We start from the raw sequence: 3270 nt of genomic DNA on the forward strand, positions 1-3270 counted from the left end.
TATGGTCAAGCGAATAAGCGCACACGGTGGATGCCTAGGCGGTCAGAGGCGATGAAGGACGTGGTAGCCTGCGAAAAGTGTCGGGGAGCTGGCAACAAGCTTTGATCCGGCAATATCCGAATGGGGAAACCCACTGCTTCGGCAGTATCCTGCAGTGAATTCATAGCTGCTGGAAGCGAACCCGGTGAACTGAAATATCTAAGTAACCGGAGGAAAAGAAATCAACCGAGATTCCCTGAGTAGTGACGAGCGAACGGGGAACAGCCCTTAAGCTGGAATGGCTTTAGAAAAACAATCTGGAAAGATTGGCCATAGAAGGTGATAGCCCTGTATTTAAAAGGGCCACTCCAGTGAAGACGAGTAGGGCGGGGCACGTGAAACCCTGTCTGAATATGGGGGGACCATCCTCCAAGGCTAAATACTCCTGACCGACCGATAGTGAACCAGTACCGTGAGGGAAAGGCGAAAAGAACCCCGGAGAGGGGAGTGAAATAGATCCTGAAACCGTGTGCGTACAAGCAGTAGGAGCTCGCAAGAGTGACTGCGTACCTTTTGTATAATGGGTCAGCGACTTACTGTTCGTGGCAAGCTTAACCGTATAGGGGAGGCGAAGGGAAACCGAGTCTGATAAGGGCGCATAGTCGCGGGCAGTAGACCCGAAACCGGGTGATCTAGTCATGGCCAGGGTGAAGGTGCCGTAACAGGTACTGGAGGCCCGAACCCACGTCTGTTGCAAAAGACGGGGATGAGCTGTGATTAGGAGTGAAAAGCTAATCGAACCCGGAGATAGCTGGTTCTCCTCGAAAGCTATTTAGGTAGCGCCTCGGACGAATACTACTGGGGGTAGAGCACTGTTATGGCTAGGGGGTCATCGCGACTTACCAAACCATTGCAAACTCCGAATACCAGTACGTACTATCCGGGAGACACACGGCGGGTGCTAACGTCCGTCGTGAAAAGGGAAACAACCCAGACCCACAGCTAAGGTCCCAAATTCACTGCTAAGTGGAAAACGATGTGGAAAGGCATAGACAGCCAGGAGGTTGGCTTAGAAGCAGCCACCCTTTAAAGAAAGCGTAATAGCTCACTGGTCGAGTCGGTCTGCGCGGAAGATTTAACGGGGCTAAGCAGTGAACCGAAGCTTGGGGTGCATAAAACTTGTTTTATGCGCGGTAGAGGAGCGTTCCGTAAGCCTGCGAAGGTGGATTGAGAAGTCTGCTGGAGGTATCGGAAGTGCGAATGCTGACATGAGTAACGATAATGCGGGTGAAAAGCCCGCACGCCGAAAGCCCAAGGTTTCCTTGCGCAACGTTAATCGACGCAGGGTTAGTCGGTCCCTAAGGCGAGGGCGAAAGCCGTAGTCGATGGGAAGCAGGTTAATATTCCTGCACCTCGCGTGAGTGCGATGGAGGGACGGAGAAGGTTAGGTGTACCGGGCGTTGGTTGTCCCGGGGAAAGGCGGTAGGTTTGAATCTTTGGCAAATCCGGGATTCTTTAAGACCGAGCACCGAGACGAGCCTTTATGGCGAAGTCACTGATACCACGCTTCCAGGAAAAGCTCCTAAGCTTCAGCTCACGAAGACCGTACCGTAAACCGACACAGGTGGGTAGGATGAGAATTCTCAGGCGCTTGAGAGAACTCGGGTGAAGGAACTAGGCAACATGGCACCGTAACTTCGGGAGAAGGTGCACCCTTTTTGGTGGCTCATGCGAGCTATAGCTGAAGAGGGTCGCAGAAACCAGGCCGCTGCGACTGTTTATCAAAAACACAGCACTCTGCAAACACGAAAGTGGACGTATAGGGTGTGACGCCTGCCCGGTGCTGGAAGGTTAATTGATGGGGTCAGCCGCAAGGCGAAGCTCTTGATCGAAGCCCCAGTAAACGGCGGCCGTAACTATAACGGTCCTAAGGTAGCGAAATTCCTTGTCGGGTAAGTTCCGACCTGCACGAATGGCGTAACGACAGCGGCGCTGTCTCCACCCGAGACTCAGTGAAATTGAAATCGCTGTGAAGATGCAGCGTTCCCGTGGCAAGACGGAAAGACCCCGTGAACCTTTACTATAGCTTTACACTGAACGTTGAGTTCGTCTGTGTAGGATAGGTGGGAGGCTATGAAACTGTGGCGCTAGCTGCAGCGGAGCCATCCTTGAAATACCACCCTGTCGTGCTTGACGTTCTAACCTAGGTCCGTTATCCGGATCAGGGACCGTGTATGGTGGGTAGTTTGACTGGGGCGGTCTCCTCCTAAAGAGTAACGGAGGAGCACGAAGGTACGCTCAGCGCGGTCGGACATCGCGCACTGTGTGCAAAGGCATAAGCGTGCTTGACTGCAAGATCGACGGATCAAGCAGGTACGAAAGTAGGTCTTAGTGATCCGGTGGTTCTGTATGGAAGGGCCATCGCTCAACGGATAAAAGGTACTCCGGGGATAACAGGCTGATACCGCCCAAGAGTTCATATCGACGGCGGTGTTTGGCACCTCGATGTCGGCTCATCACATCCTGGGGCTGTAGTCGGTCCCAAGGGTATGGCTGTTCGCCATTTAAAGTGGTACGCGAGCTGGGTTCAGAACGTCGTGAGACAGTTCGGTCCCTATCTGCCATGGGCGTTGGAAGTTTGAGAGGGGCTGCTCCTAGTACGAGAGGACCGGAGTGGACGAACCTCTGGTGTTCCGGTTGTCACGCCAGTGGCATTGCCGGGTAGCTATGTTCGGAAGCGATAACCGCTGAAAGCATCTAAGCGGGAAGCGCGCCTCAAGATGAGACTTCCCGGGGCACAAGCCCCCTAAAGGAACCATGTAGACTACGTGGTTGATAGGTCAGGTGTGTAAGTACAGCAATGTATTGAGCTAACTGATACTAATGATCCGTGCGGCTTGACCATATAACCTCAAGTTGCCTTGGTCCCAACGAACGTTGGTAGATCATCAAATGCAAGCTACGTCACAAGTTAACTATGCGAGACTGGGCGCCTTAATCCGTTTCTTGGATGGCGACGCTCCAACCGTCTCCCTGGTGAAATTAGCGCTGTGGAACCACCCGATCCCATCCCGAACTCGGAAGTGAAACGCAGCTGCGCCGATGGTAGTGTGGCTCAAGCCATGCGAGAGTAGGTCATCGCCAGGGGCTTTACCCGAAACCCTCAGTCCACAAGGACTGAGGGTTTCTTTTTGCCCGGATGGTGGGCATAGCCTGAGTTTGTAGCGCACTACGGCAGCTGCGACATGTGAGCCATCAAGTCGACGCCGCAGCGTCCAACGGACGCCTGAT

At 53.5% G+C, this 3270-nt stretch carries 2 rRNA genes; both read left to right on the plus strand.

Annotation, left to right across the window (positions count from 1 at the left end):
• Window positions 1–3 precede the first annotated feature (3 nt).
• Window positions 4–2884: ribosomal RNA gene (locus ABQZ09_RS19805) — 23S ribosomal RNA — on the plus strand.
• 127 nt (window positions 2885–3011) lie between these two features.
• A 5S ribosomal RNA gene (rrf, locus tag ABQZ09_RS19810) occupies window positions 3012–3126 on the plus strand.
• Window positions 3127–3270: the final 144 nt, after the last annotated feature.

The sequence above is a fragment of the Xanthomonas sp. WHRI 6106 genome (genome assembly GCF_040202405.1).
In the GTDB taxonomy this organism is placed as follows: Bacteria; Pseudomonadota; Gammaproteobacteria; order Xanthomonadales; family Xanthomonadaceae; genus Xanthomonas; species Xanthomonas cannabis.